Here is a 26,087-nt window from a genome sequence, read left to right on the forward strand (position 1 = left end):
GAGGTTTGCTAAATTATGTGTTACTCGTTTTCTAAAATGGCTGTTGCTTTCTCAAGAGCAATTTTAACTTGCTCAAAGCCTGTTCCACCTGCACTATTTCGTCTCGCTACAACTGTTTTGGGCTCGAGTACCTCATAGATATCCTGCTCAAATAATGGATGAGCTGCTTGGAAATCTTCGTAGCTAAGATCGAGTAAGAACACACCTTTGTTAATGGCCGTTAACACGAGTTTCCCCACAACTTCATGTGCATCACGGAATGGAAGTCCTTTTGCTGCTAAATAATCAGCAAGCTCCGTCGCATTTGAAAAGTCGTTATGGACTGCTTTTTCCATGACTTCAGTCCGGACATCCATCGTATCAATCATTCCAGCAAAGATTTTTAACGATCCTTTAACCGTATGAACCGCATCAAACATCCCTTCCTTATCTTCTTGCATATCCTTGTTATAAGCAAGAGGAAGTCCTTTTAATGTGGTAAGCAGTGAAAATAATCCTCCATAGACTCGTCCTGTTTTCCCACGAATCAATTCAGCCATGTCCGGATTTTTCTTCTGAGGCATGATGCTGCTTCCAGTTGCAAACGCATCGTCCATCTCAATGAATTGAAACTCTTGGGAAGACCATAGAATTAATTCCTCACATAAGCGGGACAGGTGCATCATCGTTACAGAAGCGGCACTTAAAAATTCAACAATGAAATCACGATCGCTGACAGCATCCAGACTATTTTCATAAATGCTATCAAAGCCTAGAAGCTCCGCAGAATACGCACGGTCAATGGGAAACGTGGTCCCAGCTAATGCGCCTGCACCGAGTGGTGATACATTTACACGTTTTAAGCTATCTTCAAAGCGACCAAAATCACGCTCTAGCATCCAGAAGTAAGCCATCAGGTGATGAGCAAACGAAACGGGCTGCGCGCGCTGAAGATGAGTATAACCAGGAATTAAGGTCTCAACATGATTGGAAGCTTGATTTAAAAGAGCCTGTTGAACGTTACGCACTGCATCCATAATGTTCTTCGTTTCATTGCGTAAGTACAAATGCATATCTGTGGCAACCTGATCATTCCGGCTTCTACCCGTGTGGAGTTTTCCACCGACTGGTCCAATTTCATCGATTAAAAGTTTCTCCAGATTTAAATGAATGTCTTCATTTTGAACAGAGAATTCAAGCTCACCAGCTTTAGCTTTTTCTCTTAAGATTTCAAGACCTGCTTTAATTTGCTCTGTTTCTTCAGAAGTCAGAATTCCACATTTCCCAAGCATCGTTACATGAGCGATGCTTCCTTGTATATCTTCCATCACAAGGGCCTGATCAAAACCGATGGATGCACCGAATGCATCCACCCATTCCTCAGCGGTTTTTGTGAATCTTCCGCCCCAAAGCTTTGTCACAGTGTAACCTCTTTTTTCGTTTCTTTATTAATCATGCTATGAACTTTGGTTGGAAGACCCCAAAGTGAGATAAACCCGATTGCTGCATTGTGATCAAACTCATCATCAGGCGTATACGTAGCAAGCTTCTCGTTATAAAGAGAGAGCTCAGACTTACGGCCTTCTACGATAGCATGACCTTTAAATAATTTCACACGTACAACACCCGTTACAGACTTCTGTGTTTCTTTTAAGAAGGCTTGAAGAGCTGGTTGTAATGGTGAGAACCAAAGACCTTCATAAATTAGTTCTGTTAGTTTCTTTTCAACAACTGGTTTAAAATGAGCCATTTCTTTAGGCAGTGTTAGGTCCTCTAACTCTTTATGAGCGTTAAGAAGTGTAATCGCACCTGGACATTCATATACTTCACGTGATTTAATTCCTACTAGACGGTTCTCAACATGGTCGATGCGTCCTACACCGTGCTTCCCGGCTACATCATTTAGATGTAGGATAAGCTCTGCTAATGGGTATGCAACGCCATCGATGGAAACAGGAACCCCTTTATCGAATCCAATTTCAATCACATCCGCCACATCTGGTGTTTTATCAAGTGGAGCTGTTAGCTCATATGCACCTTCTGGTGGAGTAGCCCATGGGTCTTCAAGAATTCCACATTCATTACTACGGCCCCATAAGTTTTGGTCAACTGAATAAGGGTTATCAAGATCTACAGGAATTGGAATGTTGTGTTTTTTCGCATATTCAATCTCTTCATCACGAGACCAAGCCCACTCACGAACAGGAGCCAATACTTTCAGATCTGGATTTAAAGCTTGGATGGAAACTTCAAAACGAACCTGATCATTTCCTTTACCTGTACAACCGTGAGCAACAGCTGTTGCTCCTGTTTGCTCTGCAATCTCAACTAACTTTTTGGAGATTAATGGACGAGAAAGTGCTGAAACCAGTGGATATTTTTGCTCGTACATTGCATGAGATTGAAGTGCAGGAAGAACAAAGTCTTCTGCAAATTCTTTTTTCGCATCTATTGAATAGGATTGAATGGCTCCTACCGATAGTGCCTTCTGTTTTACGAAATCAAGATCTTTCCCTTCACCTACGTCAAGCCCTACTGCAATGACGTCATACCCTTTATCTGTAAGCCACTTTACAGCGACTGATGTATCTAATCCTCCGGAATAAGCTAAAACCACTTTCTCTTTACTCATAACTAGTCCCTCCAATGAATATTCATACTCTTTTTATTATTTTTATACAAACATATTCAAAAAAAATGCATCTACGTTTTATTTAGATGAAGATCGAATGCATAAGCAATCATCTTTTCTTATTAATATACATAACTTTAACAAGCCTTTGCTGTTTTGGCAAGAGGAAACTGCATATTTCTTAATTATTTTTTTAACCATAGTTGACTCCTTATTCCTATGCCACAAACCCACTTTTTGTTCTGAAGAATAAACAAAAAGATGCCATCCCCTTTTAAAAAGAGGATAGCACCTTATAAGATAGCTTATACACTTGCTAGTCTTACTGTATCACGAGCGATCATGACTTCTTCATTTGTTGGAATAATGATCACTTTAACTGGTGAGTGCGGGAAGTTGATAAACGCTTCTTTTCCACGAACTTCGTTAAGAGATGGATCAAAGTATACACCCATGAATTCAAGTCCACGTAATACACGCTCACGGATGGTTATACTATTTTCACCGATACCTGCAGTAAAGACGATAGCATCAACACCACTCATACGAGCTGCATACGAACCGATGTATTTATGGATACGTGAAGTAAACACGTTAAGAGCTGTTTCTGCACGCTCATCCCCTGCATCTGCCTTCTCTTGGATATCACGAAGATCACTTGAGAATCCAGTTAATCCAAGTAGACCACTTCTCTTGTTAAGCGTATCAAGAACTTCAACTGCCGTTTGGCCCGTTTTCTCCATAATGAATGGAATGAGTGCTGGATCTAAGTTACCAGAACGAGTTCCCATTGTTACACCAGCAAGTGGTGTAAAGCCCATTGATGTATCGATTGATTTTCCACCTTCAATTGCAGCAATACTTGCTCCGTTTCCAAGGTGGCACGAAAGAATGCGTAGCTGTTCAATTGGACGATCTAGTAGCTCTGCAGCGCGTTCAGATACATACTTGTGAGAAGTACCGTGGAAGCCATATTTACGAATACCAAATTCTTTGTAGTATTCATACGGAAGGCTGTATAAAAATGATTCTTCAGGCATTGATTGATGGAATGCTGTATCAAAAACGGCTACAGCAGGAACATTTGGAAGAATTTCTTTAAACGCTTTAATTCCTACAATATTAGCTGGGTTATGAAGCGGCGCAAGCTCCGAAACGGTTTCAATTCCTTTTAATACTTCATCTGTAATGAGTACAGAATCATTAAACAACTCTCCACCATGTACAACACGGTGTCCAATTGCATTAATTTCGTCGAGAGATTTAATAATTCCAAGGCCTGTTAATTTCTCAAGCAAAAGCTTAACAGCTACTTCGTGGTTTGGAATATCTGTAATTGTTTCGTCCTTTTCTCCATTAACAGAGATTTGGAATACTCCGTTTTCTAGACCAATTCGTTCTACTAAACCAATTGTTAAGACTTCTTCTTCAGGCATGGTAAGCAACTGAAATTTCAAAGATGAACTTCCAGCATTAATTGCAATAATTTTAGACATTAAAAAAGCCCACTCCTTTTTATAGACACCCATCTCTTTATCATAAGGTTGTCCTTCTTATCATATTTAAGCACCGAAATCCTTGTAATTCAAGTGTTACAAGCGATTTTAAAGGAAAGTCAGTGAATTCTGAATACGTCAACTCAGGATGAAATCTGTTCTAGTAATTGCTAATTATCCCCTTTTAAACGTCTTTAAAGCGCTTCATTTTTCAATACATCCGGTCTACGTATTCTGTGTTGTATTACAGCTTTAATTCCTCTTCAAACCATTTATTAATTTGTTTCATCATATCAGCCAGTGCTTCTTTTTTATCAAATGAAGGAAGTTCAGCTAGAAGCGCATGTCTAGGGACAATCGTTTTCTCGCCTTTCTTTTGCACAAGTAAGAAGCTTTTTCCATGTTGTTTTTCATTAAACATCGTCTTAGGCAATTGTAGCAAGGCAAGGATCGTTGTGTGTTCTTTTAAATAAGCGTGCAACGACTCTGCTTGATCACTTTCAAACAAAAAGTTTGGTACAAGATACAGGGCATATCCACCAGGATGAAGTGAGCGAATGCCTTGCTCAATCATTAAATGGTGAATAAACGCATGTCCTTCTTCCGCCTTTAATTCATACGTAGAAGCGACTTCATCCTTAGGATAATAGCCAATTGGCAAATCAGTAACGACGAGCTCACCCGGCGATAATGCCACTTGCAAACTATCCTGATGGAATAGATCTACTTGGTGCTTTTGAAGATTCGCATTCATGTAGGCAATTTGAAGGAGTGTTTCATCTGCTTCAAATCCACTTGCCTCCATTTTTAGTGGAGAATGATTTAGAATCGTTGTTAGTAAATTACCGGTCCCTACAGCTAAATCTAATAAACGTATAGGAGACGTTTGTTTTGAGGTGACTTTATTGATTAAGTATGAAGCAAATAGACTGACTGCATCCGGAGTCATCGAATGATGCGGCTGCACAGCCCCTTTCATCCCCTTTAACACGCACATTTGGAAAACTTTCCGCACAGTCTCACCCTCAAGTGATTCACTATCTATCTGACTTAGTATGCGCAAAAGCTCTTCATCTGTTTCATTTGCTTGTCCAGTTCGTCCTTGAAAAATAACTTCTCCTACTTTAGCAATGGCTTCGAGATACGTTACATCTGTTTGTTTCTCAATTCGCATTGCTCCTTCATCTATACAACGGTACAATTCATCAAATGTTAAAGTAGCCAAACTTGTACAACTCCTTATTACGGTTTGTGACACTGTTCGTTATTGTACAGGAGATTGCGCCAGTACACAACGAAATCCCGCTGAGGCCTCAGCGGGATCACGTAAACTTACTTAGCTTCTCTTGCAGCAGCAATTGCCTTTTCGTAATCAGGATGATTTGTTGCCTCAGACACATACTCAACATGAACGAGCGTACCATTTGTATCAATGACAAACACCGCACGTGCAAGTAAACGTAACTCCTCCATTACTAAACCGTACGCTTGACCAAATGATAGGTCCTTATGGTCAGAAAGAGTTTGTACATGCTCAAGTCCTGATGCTGCACACCAACGCTTTTGAGCAAATGGTAGGTCTACACTGATTGTTAAAACCTCTACATTATCAATTGTACCTGCTTCTTCATTAAAACGACGTGTTTGCGCGTCGCATACACCTGTATCAATGGAAGGAATCACACTAATTAGTTTTACACTTTCCTTAGCGTCTGCAAGACGGTATTCAGAAAGGTCGTTTGCTAGAACTGAGAAATCAGGAGCTTTTTGTCCTACTTGAACTTCAGTTCCTAGAATCGTCATTGGATTTTCTTTAAATGTAATAGTTGCCATGTCTCGTGTCCTCCTTAGATTGTGTTGCTTTAATCTATATCATACTTTAAGAGTGAACGGACTAGCAAGGCATTCGGACAAGTTAGATCGGTGGATGTTCAGTATCTCTTCCTTTTTCATGAGAAGAAGAACGGAGCATGCTCTGGATTTTTTCAGCGACCTGTGGAGCTAGATCAAGAAGTCTTTCATATAGATGCGTTTGACTGTCTAAATGAATCATTTTAATTCCTGATTTACCAACAACTAAAAAAGCAATTGGTGTAATCGATACACCGCCTCCACTTCCTCCACCAAAGGGATGCGTATGTTCTGGTGATTGTTGACCTTTATGCTCAATGATAAATTCGCTTCCGCCTGCTGCAAACCCGAATCCTACTTTAGAAACTGGCATAATGACGCTACCATCAGGTGTTTCAACAGGGTCACCTACAATTGTATTCACATCAACCATTTCTTTTAGGTTTTCCATGGCTGTTTTCATTAGACCTTGTATTGGGTGATCTGACATGATGTATCCTCCTTTAATTGTTTCATTTAATGTGACTCGGCCATCGGACGTTTTTTCCAATGCCATAATACCGATAGTCCTGCTCGAATAGCATGTCCGATCCGAAAGGAAAACATGCACTGTAACTGAGTGTGCGTTCCAGGCGTCTTATACAAAGGGGCGATCTGAAGTTCAGGTAGGCGTGGGAAGGTCACGTATAGGTTTAAGAGGCCTACAAGCATTGATTTAATCGTCCACAAGTAGCCAACTGTTTGTGCGGTCACCATGGCATCCCCCACTCCACACTCTGTTTGCCATTTTAGTTTATGTATATAAATATGTTTGAACCTTGTGCGAATAAGAGAATGGAAACTAAGGAGATACCCTTCCCATTCCTTGATCTTCTGAAAAACCATGAACAAATTAACGAGGCTAAGTGTTTTTTTCTTGGTTGTTTCTTCGCTATCAGTTTGTTCAGGTTCTGTTTTAACAACACTGGCTGTTTTTTGGGTATCGGGTAACTCATATGTGTATATTCGAAGGGTAAGGACAGTGAATGTGCATTGTAGCGTCTGCTTTTGATCAATAAAGGAGTAGTTTAAACTTACATTGATTTTTAAGAAGCATAACCAGACAATAAGAGCAGTGGTGAGTAAAAAAATACTAATCCAGATCATTGTTTCGCTCCTTTCAGGCTCTTATTGTGTCCCACTTAACCAAAAATAACCTGCCCATGATGGACAGGTTATGTTCATTATTTCTTATCATGTATCACACTTGTATCTGCTACAAGATCATGAAGCCCTCGTTTCGTTGGAACAAACGCAACAAACAGATAAAGAATCATGAAAACCGGGAATGTGAAAATTTGAAGATGATAAAACAATCGACCGATTCCTTCTCGAAAGATCATTTGCTTCCAGCTTAATGGCTGCCCATTGTCTGAGACAACCTTGATGCCAAGAACCATTTTCCCGACGGTTTTGCCTATGAACTTTGTCATGATTGCATAGTAGATGAAGAAGGTGATTGCGTACACAAACGTTAATGTAGCAAATGGTCCAATTGTTTGGACACCTTCTCCCAAAAATGTAAACCACGAGAGAATGAAAATACTATTCAAAGAAGAAAGCACAACCTGATCAAGCAGAAATGCCCAGAACCTCACCCAAAATCCAGCATACTGAACAGCTGCTACTTCTTGTTGCATAGCTGTTGGCTCGTTTCCTATCGGTTGAAGATTATCCTCTTCCTGTACGTGTAGCTCATCCGTTGTTTGAATGGGTTCCTGACTCTTCTTTAAGCGAGCCCTCCTTGAGCGAGCAAGAGGAGTTGACGCATGTTGATTCATCATAAGAAACTCCCCTTCCTATTCAGCGTATAAATATTTTAAAGTTGGCGCACGGTTTTCAGAGATTAGTTTTTGTAGCATGGTAATCTCTGGATCCTGACCAAACATTTTGTGAGCCGTTAATCCAAGGAAATTATAAAGACCCATTGAGTAATTATAACTCACAACTTGGTACGTTCCGCCACCTAGATCTTCACTTAATAACTCAATTGTATCGTCAAGGCTACCAAGTTCATCAACTAAACCGTTCTCTAGTGCTTGTTTCCCACTATAGATTCGACCATCTCCAATGTTACGAACCGTTTCTTCATCCATGCCGCGCCCTTCAGCGATGATTCGAACAAATTCATCATAGGACTCATCAACAAATGCTTGAAGGATCTCACGTTCTTCATCTGTCATTTCTTTATACGGAGACATAATATCTTTATATGGACCACTTTTTATCGTATTAAATTTAACGCCATAGTTTTCTGCCAGCTCTGCAAAGTTAATCGATTCCATGATTACCCCAATAGAGCCTGTGATTGTGTTCGGATTGGCAACAACTTTGTCAGCTGGAGCTGCAATATAATATCCACCTGAGGCTGCCATCCCTCCCATTGATATGTACACGGTCTTCTCGTATTCATCTTGAGCTTCTAAAATCTTTTCGTAAATTTCGGCACTTTCAAGCACCCCACCACCCGGTGTATTCACTCGAATGATAATACCGTCTACTTCTTGATCGAGACTAGCATTTTCAAGTTGAGTTAGAAATGCCTGATGATCATACATTCCTGTGTCAAAAATAGATTGAGTCCCAAGATCTTGAATGACTCCGTCGAGAGTTAAAACAACAATCTTACCACTCGTTCCTGGTTGGATTACTTCCTCTCCAAATTCAGAGCCAGTGTATTCCTCCAGGTCTAAGCTTGCAAAGCCGACAGCAAGATTTGTAATGGTTGAGATGATTAGTAAACCTGCTACGACCGCCAAAGCTGTCCAACGTTTCCAGTTCATAATTCCACTCCTTTAAAGCATTTTAAACCACCTATCACTATACCATAAAAAACCAGTTTACCGTGCTTCTTTTTCATACATGACCGTGTTATCAACGATGGTCATTAATACATCCGCTGATAAATACTCTTCAATGTCACACGTAAACAAATTATGAGATAGCACGGTAAAGTCCGCGTCAAAGCCTAATGCGATTTTGCCTCTTCTTTCTTCCATTCCAATTGCATATGCGCTTCCAGTAGTAAACAATTGTACTGCTTCAAATCGGCTTAATTTCTGTGCAGGCAAATATCCATCATGCACGTCTTCATCAGGGTGACGACGAGTTAGAGCTGCATGCATCCCAAGCAATGGACCAGGCGGTTCAATAGGTGCATCTGATCCACCAGCACAATGTAATCCCGCGTCTAATAACGTTTTCCAGGCGAACGACGAAGCCAGGCGCTTTTGACCTAACCGATCTTCTACCCACGGAAAATCTGTGGCAACAAAACGAGGCTGCAGGTCGAGAATGGCTTCAAGCGGTTTAATCCGCTCAATGAGTTCAGGACGAGCGACCTGTAAATGAATCAAACGGTCACGCCCTTCAACTGGTGGGTATTCCTCTAGTGCATTAATTGCTTGTTCGAGGGCCGCGTCTCCAATCACATGCACAGCTACTGGCATGTGGTGTTCTCTCGCTTTTTGAACAAGTGCTTTAAACTCATCTTCGGTGTGCATAAAGACACCATAATTTTCAGGATCATCTGAATATGGTTCTGAGAGTCTTGCTGTTCTTCCCCCTAACGCCCCATCCGCAAAAATTTTCATGGATCCAATTTCAAGATAATCGGTGAGCTTACCTGGTCCATATCCACTTTTTTTCATTGCATCGATTTGCTCATGATGAATGAGGAAATTGGTCCTGAAGCGAAACCCTTCCTTATGTATTAACGATTGAAACACATCTAAGGTTTCAGAAAATCCATTATAATAATTCATATCCTCTGTATGACCACCAGTTATTCCGTGAGTAAGCAAGTCCTGAACCGAAAGCTTTAAGGCTTGATAGACATACTGACGATCTACAGGAGGCATTACCTCTTTAATTAAATCAACTGCTGTATCCATTAAGTATCCAGTCGGTTCCCCTTGAGCATCACGCTCAATCACTCCACCTGGAGGATCTGGTGTTTCTTTTGTAATGCCAGCGAGCATCAAGGCTTCTGAATTAACTAAGGCTGCGTGACGACATACTCTAGATGCATATAAAGGTTTGTTTGGACTAATGTTATCTAATTCGTATCTTGTAAATATTTTTTGGTCTGGAAAATTATATTCATTCCAACCTTCCGCAATGACCCATTTTTCTTCTATATTTTCCTGTGCTTTTTTGATAAGCCAGCTTTCCATTTCATGAGACGATGTGGCTTGTGATAAATCAAGCCGTAATAGTTTTTCTCCGTGACCAATCATATGTAGATGACTGTCAACAAATCCTGGATACACAAAGCCTCCCGCTACATCCTTGATTTCTGTGATACTCTCTTTAAATTGTTCAAGTAACTGTTCTTTTGATCCCATCGCTGCAATTCTTCCATCTACAACATAAACCGCTTCCACTGTCGCATCTTGCTCAGCAAGCGTAAAAAACGTTCCGTTCTGCCAAAGAGTCCCCATCTTAATCTTCCCTTCGTGAAATGTTGCCTACATTAACTATCGTGACAGAAACATTTCCATTCGGCAATATTTTTGTACACAACGAAAGAGGGGAAGCTCAATGCTTCCCCCCGAATCCAAAACGTATGAAATTAATAGCTGCCGCCACCAAGTTGCTTTTCAGCCGCTTGTACTAGACGTTTAGTGATCTCTCCACCTACAGAGCCGTTAGCACGTGCTGTAGTATCAGCTCCAAGTTGAACACCAAACTCAGAAGCGATTTCGTACTTCATTTTGTCAAGAGCTTGTTGTACTCCAGGTACTAAAAGATCGTTTGAACTTTTGTTGTCTGCCATGTTGTTTCACCTCCCTCGGTACTTATAGAATGACCCGAGAGAGCAGAAACATACAAAAAGAAATTTGGTAAAATTTATTTAATTAAAATAGATCTTCTATTGCTTGTTCAACATCATCTAAATTCGTTAAGTCAATTGTCTCTATTCCTTCTACTGCGCGCGTCACATGTTCCTCTACCTTAATGTACTGCTCAAACTTATTCGCGTGCTTACGAGAAGGTTTCGTTTTTGAATCGGATGGTAAAAAGATTGTACAGCAATCTTCATATGGCAAGATTGATGTTTCATATGTGCCGATCTTCTTTGCCAAATCCATGACCTCTAACTTATCCATTGTAATCAATGGACGGATAACTGGATAATTCGTTACCTCATTAATGGTATGAATGCTATGCAAGGTTTGACTTGCCACCTGGCCTAGGCTATCTCCCGTTGCAATTCCTAGGAAGCCTTTGTCCTCCGCTACCTTTGTGGCGATACGCATCATCATTCGGCGCATGATCGTCATTTGAAAATTGCTTGGAGCTTCATCACGAATATGCGTCTGAACATCCGTGAATGGTACAACGTGAAGCTTTATATTTCCTCCAAAGGAATTCAGCCTTTTAGCCAAATCCATGACCTTTTGTTTTGCACGTTCACTTGTATAAGGTGGGCTGTGAAAGTGGATTGCTTCAAGGTCAGCTCCACGCTTCATTGCAAGATATCCTGCTACCGGACTATCAATTCCGCCCGAAAGCATAAGTAATAATTTACCACTTGTTCCTGCTGGCAATCCTCCAGCCCCTTTAAACGAACTGGTTGTAATGTATGCCGCTGTCTCTCTGACCTCAACATGAATGGTCGCATCCGGATGATGCACATCAACTGTTAAATGCTCGGTATGTGCGAGTACATACCCACCAATTTTGTGATTTAACGTTTGTGAGTCAACAGGGAACGGCTTATACGCACGGCGTGTGACAATTTTAAATGTGCGAATAGTTCCTTCTGATTCTTGAACGGCTTTTAATGCGGCTTTTTGCATATCCTCTACTACATGATCAACACGTATTGCTAAGCTAAAGGAATGGATCCCAAAAATATCTTTTAATAATTCAACAATTGGCGCAGGTTCTGCCTCATTTAATTCAACAATAATTCGACCAAATGTCCGCTTAACCTTAATGCCTTGTATTGGCTTAAGTACGTGTCGAATATTTGAAAGGAGCTGCTTCTCAAATGCCACCCGGTTTTTCCCTTTTAAAGCTAATTCACCGTAACGTATTAAAATATGATCATACTTCATACTCGTTCTTTCACCACTTTTCTAATTCTAGGCAGGAGTTGATCCATTGCCGTTATAAATGCTTCTATTTCTTGTTCAGTTGAATCATAAGATAAACTGATGCGGATGGCGCTGCCTGCAACTTCCTCTGATTTCCCCATTGCTAGTAACACTCTACTTGGTTCAAGTTGTTTAGATGAACAAGCTGACTGTGTGGATACATAGATCTCTTGTTCAGCAAGCTCTTGAATAATGACCTCAGGTTTATACCCTGGCGCTGAAAAATTAACAATGTGTGGCGCTCCTCGTTCAGGGTGCGAATTTAAAACAAGAGCATCAGAATGAGCAGCATAGTCTACAAGCCGCTTGCGAAGTCTCAGAAGCTTTTGTCTTTCTCTTTTCGCCCTCTCAAGCTCCATTTTATACGCTTTAGCCATCGCCGCAGCACCTGCTACATGTTCAGTTCCACCTCTATAACCAAACTCTTGATCTCCACCATGAAGTAACGGGGTTAATTGAAGGTTTGGCCTTATATAAAGGAGTGCTGTACCTTTTAAGCCATGAATTTTATGAGCTGACATAGTTAAAAGATCAATTTTAGCTTTTTTAATCGATAACGAGACCTTCCCAGCTCCTTGAACATGATCAACATGAAACCGCACATGAGGATACCGGGCAAGTAACGCGCCCATTTCCTCCACAGGTTGTATTGTACCAGTTTCATTATTGACATGACTAATCGATACTAGGGATGTCTCCTTAGTAATGGCTTGCTCAAGCTCATTTATAGAAAGGCATCCATATTCATCAACAGGCAAATATGTTACACGATACCCGTTCGTTTCAAGCCATTTAAAGGTTTCATTTACGGAAGCATGTTCGCTTGCTGTTGTGATAAGATGTGTTCCCTTTTGAAAGGAAGATTGGAGCGTTCCTTTGATTGCCAAGTTGTTGCTCTCTGTTCCACTTGCTGTAAATAAAATCGATGACGGTTCGACTTCAAGTAATTCAGCCATAAGAGCTCGTGACCGATTAAGAACTTTCTCGGATTCAACGCCTAATCGATGAAGGGAAGAAGCATTCCCGAAGAATTGCTTCGACACCGTTAGATAGGTATTCAGAACCTCTTCATTTGGAGCGGTTGTTGCACTGTTATCTAAATAAATCATGTCGTTCAGACTCCTTTTTGTGCATCCGTATATACTAGCATCATCTCATGAAATTGACAAAGACGGGCGGTTAGAAGGCGTAAAAAAACCCCTTCCATAGAAGGAGCTTTTCCCTACGCAGAAACATGTTCTGATACCCGCTCTACGACCCCTTTTTCATAGGGTTCCACCGCACGCACAGCACATTCAATCGCTTCATCATATTCGTAATTTCTGAACAACCGTTCGGCTTGTGCAAGCAATTGACGTGTTTCGTCACTACGATTGCGGTAACGGTTGCTGTACTGAATCACTCGTTCAGCAAGCTCTGCTGACTTAATAGTTTCAGCAATGAGTTCATCATTCGCTTCAATTAAAGCGATAGCCTCTTCAACCTTTTCTGTCACTTGTTTCATCTCAAGGGGAACCTGGTCTAAAAGCTCCACAGCTTCTTGAATGTTCTTGTCTCCTGCTTCCAATTGTTCAAGTGCTCTGGCTGGCAGACCAGGAATATTGCTCTTCCGTATCACTCGTTTTCCTTCTAATACGACCGAGCGGAGCCTTGAAATAGTTTCTTTTGCTTTTAATTCTTCTTCACGTAATTCATAAAGCTTACCAGAGCCTTGCTTAATATAGTCGGCTAACTCATCTAAACGTTCTTCCCACTCTAAGACCATTTCATGAATCGACGTAAAGGTTTGTTTTTCATTCTCTGTTACATCAACGATTACTTGAAGCTGGTTCGTCATTTCCGTAAGCTGCTTCTGAAGATGTTCCTTTGATTCAACTTCCTCTTGCGCTAATCGATAACTCTTTTGAACATGTGCAAGTTCACTAAGAAGTGTGTGCAGTTCCTGACTTGTTCGATCAAGCTGATGCTTCAAATGAGGGAGCTGTTCTAATGTCTTTTTCTTTGATTGAACTTCTTCATCAAGCGTGTCATAAATTTGTTCAATCTGATTATGAATGATATCCATGCGTTCATTTGCAGCTTCAGTATCAAGATTCTTTAATAATGTTTGAATCTCTTCGACTTCCTGCTTCATATCTTCGAGCTTCGGCTCTAGTGCTAGTGGATCAAGCTGATAGCCCTTTTCTTTCATATCTGAAATACCAAGCTCTAAATTCTTTATCTCAGCAGGTAATGTAGTTCTGATTTGTACCATCATCTTTGGTAAAACCTCTGCTTGTGCTTCTACTTGAATCAAGATTTCTTTTAATTGAAGAAGTTCTTGTCGGGCTTGGAGGTAACTACCTGACTTCGTCGCCTCATCAAATGAAGCAAGTCCTGCTTTTACATGACTCATGTTTTCGTCTAACAAACGAATCGCTTCATAAAAAGATCCCCGCTTTTTCAACAGGTCGCTTGAAAGTCTTGTATACGTTTCCCGTAACTCACCGATTTCGTTGCGGTTTTTCTGTTCGCTTGTAACTAACTGCTCAATTTCATCAATCATAATATCGAGTTCACTGTCAATTGTATCTAAGCGCTCATGAGTAGACTGAACAAGCTCTTTTGCTTTTTTAATTTGATACTTGTTTGCATGCTCTTCAATATCAAAAAGTGTCTCTTCAATGTTTGGCATGATCTGACCGACAATCTCATCCCAATTGCTTCTCCACACCTCAAATTTTTCTTCCGTTTCACCAGCCATTTGAAGTTGCTTTACCTTTGCTATTTCATCAGGAATCGGCCTGGTTGAAATACCATTCTTCTTTTCCTCCAGCTTATCAACGTCCTTGTAGATATTTTTTCGTATGTACATGCCTACTAAATAGGCGATTATCGCGATTGCAAGAATAATGAGAATTAAATAAACCACTTGAGGGACTCCCTTCTCTAGCTCCAGTAAGACAAATTCATGTGATGAAAATGGTAACTGAGTTAATATATATGTAATTTCTCTAACAATCCTCAAAATCCTCTTTTTTTCGTAAGATTATCGAGTTCTTTCTACAATTAAGTATGTATTATGATACCATGAAACCAACTATTTGTGTTCTCTTTTGTAGGAATGGTTTTGTTTATCCTGTGTCTAACACAAATAGCCCATCTGAATGAAAAGGGAGAGATCAATTTGCTTAAATATGATGGACATATTCACACCCCTTTTTGTCCACATGGTACGAAAGATGAGTTAAATCGGTATTGTGAACAAGCCATTAAGGAAGGGTTATCCGGCATAACATTTACTGAGCATGCCCCTCTTCCTGAAAATTTTGTTGATCCTGCCCCTACTCAGGATAGTGCCATGCCTAAAAGTCAGCTGTATCAATACATTGAACAAGTACAAGCTGTAAGAACACAGTATAAGGATCAACTAACGGTTGGAGTCGGTCTTGAAGTAGACTTTATTGAAGGCTACGAGAAAGAGGTCACTACCTTATTAAATGAAGTTGGACCAATGCTCACAGACAGTATTTTGTCGGTGCATTTTCTAAAGGTGCAAAATCAGTATATGTGTATGGATTTTAGTCCAGAGCTTTTCCAAGAAATTGCCGATTTACTAGGTTCAGTGGATGCCGCTCATCAGTTGTATTACGAAACGGTACATAAGTCAGTCCAAGCTGATTTAGGACCCTATAAACCAAAGCGCGTTGGCCATATTACTCTTGCGAATAAGTTTCAAAAAAGGGTGCAGCCTACTCGGTCATTTGCCAAGGAGATTGATCAACTTCTCCTAGCGATAAAAGAACGTGGGTATGCCCTTGATTATAATCTTGCCGGCTTGCGTAAGCCATTATGTAAAGAAAGCTATCCACCATATGATGTAGCAGTGCAAGCAGCTTCTATGGAAATTCCATTGATTTTTGGATCTGATTCTCACCAAGCAAAGGAAGTATCGATTGCTTGGAGCGAGTATAATGGCATTCAGTTGTCAACTCCATAATAAGAAATGCCTCCAGGGATCCAGGTCCTTTGGAGGCATATTTAATACTTGGTTATTTTTTGATAAGCTCTAAATCTACAGGAATAAAGTCTTCAACTTCCTCGCCGTTTAAGACACTATTAGCTGCTTCTAATGCTTCATATCCAATAATGGTTGGCTGCTGTGCAACTGTTCCAGCCATGCGGTCGTTGCCTACTGCTTCTACTGCATCAATTGTCGCATCAAAACCGATAATGACGATATCATCTTGTCCTGCAGCTTCAATGGCTTCAAGTGCTCCTAATGCCATTTCATCATTGTGAGCAAATACACCTTCGATATCGCTGTTTCCTTGAAGAATGTTCTCCATAACCGTTAATCCTTCTGCGCGGTCAAAGTTTGCCGTTTGCTTCGCGACTACATCAAGCGACTCATTAGCAATATTATTAAAGCCTTCCCCGCGCTCACGTGCAGCAGAAGATCCTGGGATCCCTTCAAGTTCAGCCACTTTAGCACCTTCACCAACTAATTCAACCATGAGTTCACCTGCAAGCTCTCCTCCTGCGATATTATCTGAGGCGATATGTGTAACCACCTCACCGCCATCAGCACCACGGTCTACTGTGATAACCGGAATGTCTGCGTTATTTGCTGCTTCAATTGCAGCTGTTACAGCTGAAGAGTCTGTTGGATTAATAACAATTAAGTCAACACCACGTTGAATTAAATCCTCAACATCACTGATCTGCTTTGAACTATCATCCTGTGCATCAACAGTCACTAATACTAAACCAAGTTCAGATGCCTTAACCTCCGCTCCTTCTTCTAATGTCACAAAGAACGGGTTATTTAATGTAGACACTGAAAATCCAACTGTAAAGTCTTCACTGCTACCTTCTGTGCCCTCGTTATCATTGCTTTCACTAACAGGTGATTCAGTTGAACAAGCTCCCATTAGTAGTACAGTACTTAGTCCTGTTGCCGCTAACCATTTTTTCATCTCTACTCTCTCCTTTAAGCTGTTTTTTTGCGGTCAATTAATACCGCTAATAAAATGACACTACCTTTTACTACTTGTTGAAAGAATGAACTAACCCCCAATAAATTAAGCCCATTGTTCAACACACCTATGATCAAGGCACCAATCAATGTGCCGACGATCCATCCTCTACCTCCGGTTAAGCTTGTACCACCAAGTACAACAGCAGCAATCGCATCAAGCTCGTACATGGAGCCGGCAGTAGGTTGAGCAGAATTTAATCGAGACGTAAGAATCACTCCTGCAACCGCTGCCAGAAACCCTGTTAAGGAATATACATAAATTTTAATTCTGTCTACTTTAATACCAGAAAGGATAGAAGCTTCTTCATTTCCTCCTACTGCGTAGACCCGTCGACCAAACGTTGTTTTCTTAAGAACCATATATAAGATGACAAAACTAACTAACATCGTAATGGCAGGCATTGGAATTCCAAAAAAGTAACCGCCACCAATCATTTGGAAAAGCGTAGAATCACCTAAACCGGTGATTGGCTTTCCATCTGTAAACATTAAGGTTGCACCACGGAAGATCGTCATCGTTGCAAGTGTTGCAATAAACGGAGCAACCTTCCCTTTAGAAATAATTAATCCGTTAATCGCACCAAGGCCTGTCCCAATGATGAGACCTAAAGCGATTGCAAGAACAGGATCAACACCCGCTGCAAGTAAGGAAGCTGTAACTGCACCTGATAAGGCTAAAATGGCGCCGACAGATAAGTCAATTCCGCCAGTTAGAATAACAAAGGTCATCCCAAAAGCGATGAGTGCATTAATGGAAACCTGTCTAAGAACATTTAATAGGTTCGAAAAGGATAAAAACCCTGGATTTAAAATACTAATGATTACCACAATGATGAATAAACCGATAAATGGTCCGAGTGTGGTGGCCAATGACTTCATATGTTTATTTGCGAACATGTTTGTCTCCTCCTGTGGCGTAGTGCATAATGGTCTCTTCTGTTAAATCATCTCGGTCCAAAATACTCATTAACTTCCCTTCAAACATAACGGCCGCTCGAGTACTTAACCCAATAATTTCTGGTAGTTCAGAGGAAACCATAATAATGGCCACACCAAGTTTTGCTAGTTCATTCATAATGAGATAGATTTCTTTTTTGGCACCAACATCAACACCTCTAGTTGGTTCATCAAGAATTAGTACCTTCGGATCAGTTCCTAGCCATTTAGCAATGACGACCTTTTGTTGATTCCCACCACTTAATGACTTGGCCAGCTGGTTTGGTCCCGAAGCTCGAACACCAAGCTTTTGTACAAGCTCATCATGCAATTGTTTTTCCTTAGATGATTGAACCCAGCCAGAACTTGATATCGCTTTCAAATTCACTAAGTTAAGATTATCCTTGATAGAAAAATCCGTAATTAACCCTTTTGTTTTACGATCTTCAGATACAAACCCTAACCCTTGTTGGATCGCATCGGATGGATTTCCGAGCTTTATGGCTTGCCCGTCAAGTTCAATCAGTCCATCGTCTGCCTTCCGGTAACCAAAAATGGTCTCAACAACCTCTGATCTTCCAGCCCCCATTAAACCGGCAATACCAAAAATCTCACCTGAGCGTACACTAAATGAAATATCATGAAACTCGCCTCTACGAGTAAGCCCTTTCACTTCAAGCTTCGTTTCACCAGGATTCAGATCGTGATCCGGATATCTACCACCAAGTTCACGTCCAACCATCATTCGGACGATCTCATCAAAATCTGTGTTAGCTATGACCTTTGTGCCAACATATTGACCATCTCTTAAAATCGTAATGCGTCCGCAAAGCGAGAAGATCTCTTCCATCCGATGAGAAATGTAAACAAAGGTAACACCCTTTTTCTGCAGAGAGCGAACAGCTTCAAACAATGTATCGATTTCGCGATCCGTTAAAGCGGCCGTAGGCTCATCCATAATAATAATATCGGCATTTGTCATGAGAGCTTTTGCAATTTCAATTAATTGTTGTTTTCCGACCGAAAGTCTCCCTGCACGCTCTGTTGCTTTCACTTGAAGGCCGAGCTCACTTAATTTCTCTTCAGCTAAACGATTCATTTCCTTTGTTTTCAGCCAGCCTGTTCGTCCAACCGTTTGTTCATTCCCTAGGAACAAGTTTTCAGCCACAGTTAACTCTGGCAATATATTTAACTCCTGATGAATAACAGCAATTCCATCTAGCTCTGCTTCTTTTGGATGTTTATAATGGACCGCTTTTCCTTTAACTGAAATGGACCCTTCATTGGAGCTGTAGATTCCTGTGAGAATTTTCATCAATGTTGATTTCCCGGCGCCGTTTTCACCCATTAACGCATGGATTTCTCCCTTCTCAAGGGAAAATGAAACGTCTTTTAGAACATGGTTGCCACTAAATGATTTATGAATTCCTTCCATTTGAACAATCATATCTGAACCCCCTTTTTAGAAAATGACTCCTGCGCGGAGGATGACATTTGCGTAAGGTGTGCTCTCACCTGTGCGTATAATCACCTTTGCCTTAGATGTTTCTTGTTTCAATTTTTCATGAGGCAAATAGTAGGTTGGGATCTCTTGCCTAGAGAAAATTTGATGAATGTATGAGTTCTGTGTCTTGATTTCATCAGCTAAGATAAAGGCTTCAACCTCCATATCCATTAAAAGCTCAGTAAGTACATCCAAAAAGCTAGGTACACCTAATTTGATCGACAAATCGATACATTCAACACCTTGAGGTACAGGTAATCCACAATCAGCAATAACAATCTGATCTGTGTGACCAAGTGAAGCTAACACTCTTGCAATGTCTCGGTTTAACATCCCGTGTTTTTTCATGTTAACTCCTTCTTTACTAGATATTGATGTACTTCCTCATATGTTGGCATTCCACCTTGCGCTCCTAAAGCCTGAACGGAAAGTGCTGCTGCTGCATTCGCATAAATAATTGATTGCTCGAGGCTTTCTCCATTTGCAAGCGTTGCGGCTAAGGCACCATTAAATGTATCGCCTGCTCCAGTGGTATCAACAAGCTGTACAGAGTGACCAGCCACCTGCTTCCGCTGACCAGCTTCGTGCCAGCTTACGCCCGCTTCCCCCTCGGTCATAATCACTTTTTCCTGATACTCATTTGAATCTTTAAATAACAGCTCGTACTCCGTCTCATTTGGCGTAATGTAATCGGCTATTGATAACACAGTGTCAGATAGCGGATAGGCCGGTGCCGGGTTTAAGATAACCTTCGTTTGATGCTTTTGACAGATTGCAAGTGTTCTTTCAACAGCTTCGAGTGGAATTTCTAATTGGATTAGTACAATATCACTATCTGCTAACACTTGTTCAAATTGATTAATGTATTCAACTGTTACTTCGTCGTTCGCTCCGGGAGTTATGATAATTCGATTATCTTGATCCGAGAGAATAATTGAAGCAATACCCGAGCTACAATCTGTAACCGGTTCCACATTTGAGACATCAACTCCCTCATTTGCCAAACCATCTAATAGAATCTTGCCAAATGGGTCATCCCCCACTCGACCGATCATTCGTACCGTTGCACCAAGTCTTGCAGCCGCTACAGCCTGGTTTGCCCCTTTGCCGCCTGGCATCGTAACAAAGCTTTCACCTTTTATCGTTTCCCCTTGCTTAGGAAAAACCGCTGTACTCGTCACCATATCCATGTTGATACTACCAACTATTGTTACGTTCCCCATACTACTCTCCTCCTACTGAGGTTTCTCTAATCGTTAATGTTGTTTTAAATTCATGTCTATATGACTGCAGTTCTTTCTTTTCTATCATCGTCATTAGTAGTTTTGTTGCACGTTCGCCCATTTCGTAAATAGGCTGTTGCACGGTTGATAGAGACGGTGTAAGCATCTGCCCTAACGAAATTCCATCAAATCCAATGACCTTGATATCGTTTGGAATCGATTTATGACACTTATATGCTGCCCGCATGGCTCCAGCTGCTGTCACGTCACTGCTTGCAAAAATGCCATCAATTAAAGGGTACATATCAAGAAGCTTACTTGTAGCCATTTCCGATTGACCAATTTCAAAGCCTGAATCAATAACTACATGAGCGATCGAGTGTTTTTCGATCACTTCCTTGAATCCTTCATAGCGATCATCCGCTGATGTAACACCTACAGGACCTCGAAGGTGAGCAATAAATGTACAGCCTTGCTCGACTAAATGCTCTGTAGCATCCATCGCTCCTTGTTTGTTGCTGGAAACGACTATTGGGATATCCTCACTAATATAACGGTCTAGAGCAACGACAGGAATATTTGTAGAAAGAATATGTTCCACTGATTCTGTCCCTGTTACAATAATGAGACCGTCAGCATATTTTTGTTGGAGCACTTGAATATATTTTTGTTCTTTATCTTGTTTGTTATCAGTGTTACATAATACAACGGTGAAACCTTCTGCAGTAGCCGCATCCTCCACTGCTCGTGCCAGTTCAGGGAAAAACGGATTTGAAATGTCAGGTACAAACAACCCAATAATTCCAGACGTTTTATGATACAGCGATCTCGCCACTGCGTTCGGTTGATAATTTAATGTCTTAATTGCTTTTTTAACAGCTTCTTCTGATTCTTTACTTACATAGCCTTTTTGATTTAACACTCTTGAAACAGTAGCCACAGAGACATTCGCCTGTTTTGCTACATCTTTTATTGTTGTCATGACTTTTTTCGCCTCACATCATGTAACCGGTTACACATAATATAAATCTGAATCAACTTCGTGTCAATCTTTTTTTGTCGAATGAGGGTGAACGCAAAAAAACGAACGTTCCTACTAGAGGGAAGCTCGCCTTCATGAATTAATACATTTGTTTAATACGAATATGGGGTTTTGATTGAATGTGAACACTTGGATCTGTGCTTAAACCTGATGCAATCCACGCTTCTAAGTGATCCATATATCGATCAATAAAATAGGATTCTTTAGGGTTTAATTGAAAGAGCTCCCACAAATATTGTGGAGACATAAAAGGTAATGTAATCATACTTCGTAACTGAATGATGACAAAATCAACCGGTTGTCTACGGAACTCCCCGACTGCCATACCATGTTTAATCAAACGTGAAAATTCATGCTTCTCTTTTTGAAGGTAGGTCGCCATCACTTCCCTAACGAGCGTTGAATCAACAGACATCTCACGGTGGACCATTCGGGCAAGTTGATGCTGTGAACGCTGATAGTTAATCAACGAGCGAACAAAGGTAAGTAAACGATCATATGCGGATTCACGTTCATTATATAAACTCTCTCGATCTAATTCTTTTATATACCCTTCATAAAATTGAATGAGCAGCGTTTCAAATAACCCTTTCTTCCCGCCAAAATAATAAGAAACCAAAGCAATATTAACAGACGCGTCTTGTGCAATATCTCTGACTGAAGTGCCATGATAGCCTTGCCTTTGAAACAATGCAGTAGCGGACGTTAAAATCTTTACCTTGGTTACTTCACTCATATGATCCCTCCGTTTAGTTAAGTGGTTATGTACCTTTTCGCTTTCTATCCCCATTCCCCTGCACCCTCAAACAAACTCAACGAATAAATCGTCTGACAAATTCCTTATTGAAATCTATTTTTTTGCTGAATTCACGTGCATCATGTAAACTATAGTCGATTAATACGTAATGAAAGCGAGTGAATCTCATGTTCCAATCCTCTACTTATTCTGATAATCAAGAAAAAGCGTACACGTTATTAAATAAACAACTAGATGCTTTACTCGAGGGAGAGACAGACCAGGTGGCAAACCTAGCAAACGCTAGTGCCCTTTTAAATCAGTTTTTAAATGATGTGAACTGGGTCGGATTCTACCTAACAAAGGAAGAACAATCGTTAATTCTTGGACCATTCCAGGGAATGCCTGCATGTGTTCATATTGAATTTGGTAAAGGTGTTTGTGGGACTGCCGCAGCGAAGCAAGAGACCATTCGTGTAGCGGATGTACACCAATTCCCTGGCCATATTGCATGTGACGCAGCGTCCCGTTCAGAAATTGTTATTCCTCTTATTAAAGATGGAAAAACAATTGGGGTATTAGATATCGACAGCCCTAGCCTGGAACGCTTTAACGAGGAAGACGAGAAGTATTTGAAGCAGTTTGCGGAAATTCTTGTGAAGCATCTGTAATGATTAGGAATGGTAAGTTAGTCTAAAAAAAGACGGCGCGACATTACTTGAATGTAGCGGGTAAAACACGAATATAGCTAATAATCCGCTACAGAAGAATCCCTCGCACCCACAAGAACGGCCTCAGCCCCTTTCGCGGAAAGGGCGCCGCTACAGTGTCTTCATCGCGTTCTGTTCCGTAGGAGTCTCGGGTTCTCCTTCCGCTCGTCTTACTAAAATACGAAAAACATGAATGGCGAATGATTCTACGATCGAATCATTCGCCATTTTCTAATTGATTTATAGTTTTGTCTGAGCCCCTTTTTGCATATTTAATTATTTTTTCGGGCTCTGTTATTTTATATTCTAACCTTCTGCTACTCGAGGCAGTTCGATCATCACTCGGTTTTTTCCTTCATCTTTTGCTTTGTACAGACCAGTGTCGGCTGATTTGAAGAGACACTCCGATGAACGAGAGAGTGACTTGCTCTTATCCCAATGAGAGACTCCACAGGATATGGTAACCGCAGGACTTGTTTGAAGGGCGACTGCTTTAACAATTCGTTTGGCAATCTCTGTTCCGACACGAAGATCCACTTTAGGTAGATATATCGCCAATTCCTCCCCACCCCACCTTGCAGCAACGTCTGTTTCGCGGATATTTGCTTGAATGATACTTGCCACCTGCTTTAAGATTTCATCTCCGATTTGGTGTCCAAATGAGTCATTAATTTGCTTAAAGTCATCAATATCAATGAGTAAAAATGTTCCCTTCTCATGTTCTAAAAGAGATTCCTCCATCGATTCTTCTAAATAATTTCTAGAGTGCAGATTTGTTAAATGGTCCGTAATGACCAGCTTCTCTAGTTCCTCATGTAAAAGCGTGTTCGTAAAAGCTAATGTTGAATGATGTACTAACGATTGAAGTAATTTAAAACTCTCAAAGGTAAAGTGATAAGATTCCTGATGAAATGCAAATACAGCACCGTGTAAAGCATCCTTATGTACCATCGGAATCGCAAGCAATGATGAAAATGGCCCGCTCTTGATATCTTGGTGTAACCCAGTATCTCCAATATAAATAGGGTCTTTTTTTTGTACTAACTGCTCTATAATTGAATGAAGATCCAATTCATGTTGATTCGATTGTAGATAAGGCGTTCCACTTTGGTGAATCACAGATTGTTCTGTTCGATCAAACAAAAGAAACCCGACTTCCTCTGCGCCAAAAGCATCTTTAATCTGGTGTGTCATATTCTCCGTTAAATCATTTAAATTTAACGTACTATTAATTTGGTGAGTTGCACGATTAATTAGTTTTAAATCATGTATAAGATCTCTGGATTGTTGATAAAGCTCTGCATTTTCCAACGCATTTCCACCTGTATCAGCCAAAATCTCAATAAAAGAGATCTCTGTCTCAGGTAAAGGCACCAATGAGGTGGCATGAATTTCTAGCACGCCATAAATTCCTTGTTTGCCACGTAATGGCATATACAAGTCAAGAATCTGTTGGGTATGGTTTCGTTCTACCTGATTCGCTCCAGTAAGATAGGCCTGCTCAGCTTTTAAATGCATACCTTCTGATCCGTAGATGAATGGTTTAATCGGTAGCTCTTCTTGAACCTCCCACTCGTGAGAAAGCATTAAATAGACGTCAAATGTAGGATAGGTCTGCTTAATTGCATACACAATCTTTGCAAGCACTTCACTTATATCCATGGTTGAGTGGACTTTCTTTGTTACCTCTAAAAGCAAATCTTTCTTTTTCGCTTCCCTTTCATTGTGTTCCGCTTGATAACCTTTTTCTAAAAGTGGTTGCAGCCACAGGGCCATATTCTGAAAAGTAGCGACCCACTCTTGGCGAAGCTTTGGTATCTCAGAGATCAAACAGCCGGCACACTGCCCCTCGAAAATAATCGGAAGCACCATATAACGACAATGGTCATCTGAGTCCACCATCATACAAGTTGCATGTCCTTTTGCTAACAACTGGTTTTGGATGGTTTGCTTGGCCTCCCTCAAAACCTCAAAAGAAAAAGCGTTTTCACCTCTTGCGTGTTTTAACTGATCTTCCGTCCACTCAAATAGTGTACATTCAAAGGGGAGCAAGCTCTTACCTTGTTCGTTAAACAATGCATTGATTAACGCTCGAAACGTAATCTCATAGTTCGCCGCACTCAGCAAGAACTCTGCATGAAATGTACAATTACTTGCAAGTAGCTTCTGTTCAATACGCTGCAGAAGAAGACCCAGCTTGTCTCTCTTACATAGTTCCTCTCGACTCATTACTCCAAATTTAATAGGAGGATGGTCAGCTACCTGAAACGACCGATTAGATTCGATATAGATGTACTCCTCGCCACCCACGTCTGAATCTTGATTACAATAGGAAAGAAACGCGCGATTAAGCTCATCACTCGAAGATCCTATTTGTTTGGCAGAAACGAGTCCCGAATCTGTCCAAATCATATAGATACATGATTCTCCCTCAATCAGTTGCTCCCCCTCTATAGGAACTAATTTGTCCCATAAAGGTGTAAACTCATTAGATTGAAAGTAAACATTTAACTCGTTCATTGTTATCACCACCATAGACCAAGACTAATGTCCCGTTTTTTATGAATCTATGTATACAAATACCTTACTTAAGACCGATATAAACCCGTATCATTTGTTTAAACACAACTTTTTAGATGAAAAACGGAAATAGTTTAAATATTTAGTGAGAATATAGATTGATTATAATGTAATACCTTCCAAATTGCTATGACTATTTTCTCATATAGTGAGGCATCTCCTCATTCAGTCATTGACTTCTTACCCGAATCTAGATATAATCAAGTTTGTGTGAAATGAGACAGCCAAGGTAAGC

The 26,087-nt window shown here is 40.6% G+C and carries 24 protein-coding genes; 2 read left to right on the forward strand and 22 right to left on the reverse strand.

Annotated features, from left to right (window positions below; translation table 11 throughout):
• Positions 1-20 precede the first annotated feature (20 nt).
• The 14 genes from argH to ezrA form a co-directional block, all read right to left on the reverse strand.
• The gene (argH, locus tag NSQ54_14490; protein WYP25518.1) at positions 21-1,400 is read right to left on the reverse strand and encodes an argininosuccinate lyase; all 1,380 of its coding nucleotides are present in this window, start codon (positions 1,398-1,400) and stop codon (positions 21-23) included.
• Positions 1,397-2,611 carry an argininosuccinate synthase gene (locus NSQ54_14495; GenBank protein WYP25519.1) on the reverse strand — a complete coding sequence of 405 codons (1,215 nt, stop codon included), beginning with the start codon at positions 2,609-2,611 and terminating at the stop codon, positions 1,397-1,399. The genes argH and NSQ54_14495 overlap by 4 nt, the downstream gene beginning before the upstream one ends.
• Positions 2,612-2,916: 305 nt before the next feature.
• On the reverse strand, positions 2,917-4,107 hold the full coding sequence (locus NSQ54_14500; GenBank protein ID WYP25520.1) for an acetate kinase: 1,191 nt from the start codon (positions 4,105-4,107) through the stop codon (positions 2,917-2,919).
• Positions 4,108-4,351: 244 nt separating this feature from the next.
• Positions 4,352-5,332, reverse strand: coding sequence for a class I SAM-dependent methyltransferase (locus NSQ54_14505; protein ID WYP25521.1), 981 nt, complete (start codon positions 5,330-5,332; stop codon positions 4,352-4,354).
• Between the two features lie 107 nt (positions 5,333-5,439).
• The gene (gene tpx, locus NSQ54_14510; protein WYP25522.1) at positions 5,440-5,940 is read right to left on the reverse strand and encodes a thiol peroxidase; all 501 of its coding nucleotides are present in this window, start codon (positions 5,938-5,940) and stop codon (positions 5,440-5,442) included.
• An 82-nt stretch (positions 5,941-6,022) separates the two neighbouring features.
• The gene (gene ytfJ, locus NSQ54_14515; protein ID WYP25523.1) at positions 6,023-6,448 is read right to left on the reverse strand and encodes a GerW family sporulation protein; all 426 of its coding nucleotides are present in this window, start codon (positions 6,446-6,448) and stop codon (positions 6,023-6,025) included.
• A 26-nt stretch (positions 6,449-6,474) separates the two neighbouring features.
• Complete coding sequence (locus NSQ54_14520) at positions 6,475-7,104, reverse strand: DUF2953 domain-containing protein (GenBank protein WYP25524.1); 630 nt, start codon at positions 7,102-7,104, stop codon at positions 6,475-6,477.
• 77 nt (positions 7,105-7,181) lie between these two features.
• The gene (locus NSQ54_14525; GenBank protein WYP25525.1) at positions 7,182-7,781 is read right to left on the reverse strand and encodes an RDD family protein; all 600 of its coding nucleotides are present in this window, start codon (positions 7,779-7,781) and stop codon (positions 7,182-7,184) included.
• 15 nt (positions 7,782-7,796) lie between these two features.
• Positions 7,797-8,780 carry a signal peptide peptidase SppA gene (gene sppA, locus NSQ54_14530; protein ID WYP25526.1) on the reverse strand — a complete coding sequence of 328 codons (984 nt, stop codon included), beginning with the start codon at positions 8,778-8,780 and terminating at the stop codon, positions 7,797-7,799.
• A 57-nt stretch (positions 8,781-8,837) separates the two neighbouring features.
• Positions 8,838-10,439: an amidohydrolase gene (locus NSQ54_14535; GenBank protein WYP25527.1), complete on the reverse strand. Its 1,602-nt coding sequence runs from the start codon at positions 10,437-10,439 to the stop codon at positions 8,838-8,840.
• Between the two features lie 131 nt (positions 10,440-10,570).
• Positions 10,571-10,774: an alpha/beta-type small acid-soluble spore protein gene (locus NSQ54_14540; GenBank protein WYP25528.1), complete on the reverse strand. Its 204-nt coding sequence runs from the start codon at positions 10,772-10,774 to the stop codon at positions 10,571-10,573.
• An 82-nt stretch (positions 10,775-10,856) separates the two neighbouring features.
• Positions 10,857-12,062, reverse strand: a complete 1,206-nt coding sequence (gene thiI, locus NSQ54_14545; protein ID WYP25529.1) for a tRNA uracil 4-sulfurtransferase ThiI — start codon at positions 12,060-12,062, stop codon at positions 10,857-10,859.
• Positions 12,059-13,210 carry a cysteine desulfurase family protein gene (locus NSQ54_14550; protein ID WYP25530.1) on the reverse strand — a complete coding sequence of 384 codons (1,152 nt, stop codon included), beginning with the start codon at positions 13,208-13,210 and terminating at the stop codon, positions 12,059-12,061. The genes thiI and NSQ54_14550 overlap by 4 nt, the downstream gene beginning before the upstream one ends.
• Positions 13,211-13,323: 113 nt before the next feature.
• Positions 13,324-15,012: a septation ring formation regulator EzrA gene (gene ezrA, locus NSQ54_14555; GenBank protein WYP25531.1), complete on the reverse strand. Its 1,689-nt coding sequence runs from the start codon at positions 15,010-15,012 to the stop codon at positions 13,324-13,326.
• Positions 15,013-15,267: 255 nt separating this feature from the next.
• Between ezrA and hisJ the strand changes: the two genes are divergently transcribed.
• On the forward strand, positions 15,268-16,080 hold the full coding sequence (gene hisJ / locus NSQ54_14560) for a histidinol-phosphatase HisJ (protein WYP25532.1): 813 nt from the start codon (positions 15,268-15,270) through the stop codon (positions 16,078-16,080).
• Between the two features lie 52 nt (positions 16,081-16,132).
• On the opposite strand, the gene rbsB is transcribed toward hisJ, so the two are convergent.
• From rbsB to refZ, 7 genes are all read right to left on the reverse strand, one after another.
• Entirely contained in the window at positions 16,133-17,059 is a 927-nt protein-coding gene (rbsB, locus tag NSQ54_14565; GenBank protein ID WYP25533.1) for a ribose ABC transporter substrate-binding protein RbsB, read from the reverse strand.
• A gap of 14 nt (positions 17,060-17,073) precedes the next feature.
• Positions 17,074-18,018 carry a ribose ABC transporter permease gene (gene rbsC / locus NSQ54_14570; GenBank protein WYP25534.1) on the reverse strand — a complete coding sequence of 315 codons (945 nt, stop codon included), beginning with the start codon at positions 18,016-18,018 and terminating at the stop codon, positions 17,074-17,076.
• On the reverse strand, positions 18,005-19,504 hold the full coding sequence (locus NSQ54_14575; protein WYP25535.1) for a sugar ABC transporter ATP-binding protein: 1,500 nt from the start codon (positions 19,502-19,504) through the stop codon (positions 18,005-18,007). The genes rbsC and NSQ54_14575 overlap by 14 nt, the downstream gene beginning before the upstream one ends.
• A 15-nt stretch (positions 19,505-19,519) precedes the next feature.
• Positions 19,520-19,909, reverse strand: a complete 390-nt coding sequence (gene rbsD, locus NSQ54_14580) for a D-ribose pyranase (protein WYP25536.1) — start codon at positions 19,907-19,909, stop codon at positions 19,520-19,522.
• Positions 19,906-20,784: a ribokinase gene (gene rbsK, locus NSQ54_14585; protein WYP25537.1), complete on the reverse strand. Its 879-nt coding sequence runs from the start codon at positions 20,782-20,784 to the stop codon at positions 19,906-19,908. Before rbsK ends, rbsD begins: the two co-directional genes overlap by 4 nt.
• Position 20,785: 1 nt before the next feature.
• Positions 20,786-21,766, reverse strand: a complete 981-nt coding sequence (locus tag NSQ54_14590; protein WYP25538.1) for a LacI family DNA-binding transcriptional regulator — start codon at positions 21,764-21,766, stop codon at positions 20,786-20,788.
• Between the two features lie 139 nt (positions 21,767-21,905).
• Entirely contained in the window at positions 21,906-22,562 is a 657-nt protein-coding gene (refZ, locus tag NSQ54_14595; protein WYP25539.1) for a forespore capture DNA-binding protein RefZ, read from the reverse strand.
• A gap of 188 nt (positions 22,563-22,750) precedes the next feature.
• Between refZ and NSQ54_14600 the strand changes: the two genes are divergently transcribed.
• Entirely contained in the window at positions 22,751-23,233 is a 483-nt protein-coding gene (locus NSQ54_14600; protein WYP25540.1) for a GAF domain-containing protein, read from the forward strand.
• 345 nt (positions 23,234-23,578) lie between these two features.
• Here the strand turns inward: NSQ54_14600 and NSQ54_14605 are convergent, their stop codons facing one another.
• Complete coding sequence (locus NSQ54_14605) at positions 23,579-25,792, reverse strand: diguanylate cyclase (GenBank protein WYP25541.1); 2,214 nt, start codon at positions 25,790-25,792, stop codon at positions 23,579-23,581.
• Between the last annotated feature and the right edge of the window lie 295 nt (positions 25,793-26,087).

The organism is Alkalihalobacillus sp. FSL W8-0930 (assembly GCA_037965595.1).
Taxonomy (GTDB): Bacteria; Bacillota; Bacilli; order Bacillales; family Bacillaceae_D; genus Alkalicoccobacillus.

Bases quoted from the DNA above. Each gene is read 5' to 3' on its own strand.
- NSQ54_14605 (WYP25541.1), bottom strand. From the start codon at position 25,792: ATGAACGAGTTAAATGTTTACTTTCAATCTAATGAGTTTACACCTTTA.
- NSQ54_14600 (WYP25540.1), top strand. From the start codon at position 22,751: ATGTTCCAATCCTCTACTTATTCTGATAATCAAGAAAAAGCGTACACG.
- NSQ54_14500 (WYP25520.1), bottom strand. From the start codon at position 4,107: ATGTCTAAAATTATTGCAATTAATGCTGGAAGTTCATCTTTGAAATTT.
- refZ (WYP25539.1), bottom strand. From the start codon at position 22,562: ATGAGTGAAGTAACCAAGGTAAAGATTTTAACGTCCGCTACTGCATTG.
- NSQ54_14590 (WYP25538.1), bottom strand. From the start codon at position 21,766: ATGACAACAATAAAAGATGTAGCAAAACAGGCGAATGTCTCTGTGGCT.
- rbsD (WYP25536.1), bottom strand. From the start codon at position 19,909: ATGAAAAAACACGGGATGTTAAACCGAGACATTGCAAGAGTGTTAGCT.
- rbsK (WYP25537.1), bottom strand. From the start codon at position 20,784: ATGGGGAACGTAACAATAGTTGGTAGTATCAACATGGATATGGTGACG.
- rbsC (WYP25534.1), bottom strand. From the start codon at position 18,018: ATGTTCGCAAATAAACATATGAAGTCATTGGCCACCACACTCGGACCA.
- NSQ54_14575 (WYP25535.1), bottom strand. From the start codon at position 19,504: ATGATTGTTCAAATGGAAGGAATTCATAAATCATTTAGTGGCAACCAT.
- sppA (WYP25526.1), bottom strand. From the start codon at position 8,780: ATGAACTGGAAACGTTGGACAGCTTTGGCGGTCGTAGCAGGTTTACTA.
- ytfJ (WYP25523.1), bottom strand. From the start codon at position 6,448: ATGTCAGATCACCCAATACAAGGTCTAATGAAAACAGCCATGGAAAAC.
- rbsB (WYP25533.1), bottom strand. From the start codon at position 17,059: ATGAAAAAATGGTTAGCGGCAACAGGACTAAGTACTGTACTACTAATG.
- NSQ54_14550 (WYP25530.1), bottom strand. From the start codon at position 13,210: ATGATTTATTTAGATAACAGTGCAACAACCGCTCCAAATGAAGAGGTT.
- NSQ54_14540 (WYP25528.1), bottom strand. From the start codon at position 10,774: ATGGCAGACAACAAAAGTTCAAACGATCTTTTAGTACCTGGAGTACAA.
- NSQ54_14535 (WYP25527.1), bottom strand. From the start codon at position 10,439: ATGGGGACTCTTTGGCAGAACGGAACGTTTTTTACGCTTGCTGAGCAA.
- NSQ54_14525 (WYP25525.1), bottom strand. From the start codon at position 7,781: ATGATGAATCAACATGCGTCAACTCCTCTTGCTCGCTCAAGGAGGGCT.
- NSQ54_14520 (WYP25524.1), bottom strand. From the start codon at position 7,104: ATGATCTGGATTAGTATTTTTTTACTCACCACTGCTCTTATTGTCTGG.
- tpx (WYP25522.1), bottom strand. From the start codon at position 5,940: ATGGCAACTATTACATTTAAAGAAAATCCAATGACGATTCTAGGAACT.
- NSQ54_14495 (WYP25519.1), bottom strand. From the start codon at position 2,611: ATGAGTAAAGAGAAAGTGGTTTTAGCTTATTCCGGAGGATTAGATACA.
- thiI (WYP25529.1), bottom strand. From the start codon at position 12,062: ATGAAGTATGATCATATTTTAATACGTTACGGTGAATTAGCTTTAAAA.